This window comes from Pseudomonas ceruminis (assembly GCF_021602025.1).
GTDB lineage: Bacteria > Pseudomonadota > Gammaproteobacteria > Pseudomonadales > Pseudomonadaceae > Aquipseudomonas > Aquipseudomonas ceruminis.
Map to the genome: position 1 here is coordinate 1 of NZ_BQHW01000090.1, position 268 is coordinate 268.

Here is a 268-nt window from a genome sequence, read left to right on the forward strand (position 1 = left end):
CTGATGAGCTCCCACACGAATTGCTTGATTCTTTGTCGAAGACGATCAAGACCCTATATAGGTCTGTAGCTCAGTTGGTTAGAGCGCACCCCTGATAAGGGTGAGGTCGGCAGTTCAAATCTGCCCAGACCTACCAATATGCGGGGCCATAGCTCAGCTGGGAGAGCGCCTGCCTTGCACGCAGGAGGTCAGCGGTTCGATCCCGCTTGGCTCCACCACTTCTGCGGTACCTTGATCAAACTCAGAAATGAGCATTCGCTTCGAATGT

Annotated in this window: 2 tRNA genes; both read left to right on the plus strand. The window is 53.4% G+C overall.

Annotated features, from left to right (window positions below):
- Positions 1-59 precede the first annotated feature (59 nt).
- Positions 60-136 (plus strand) — tRNA-Ile (locus tag L6D80_RS29940).
- A 6-nt stretch (positions 137-142) separates the two neighbouring features.
- Positions 143-218, plus strand: a tRNA-Ala gene (locus tag L6D80_RS29945).
- The last annotated feature ends 50 nt before the right edge of the window (positions 219-268 follow it).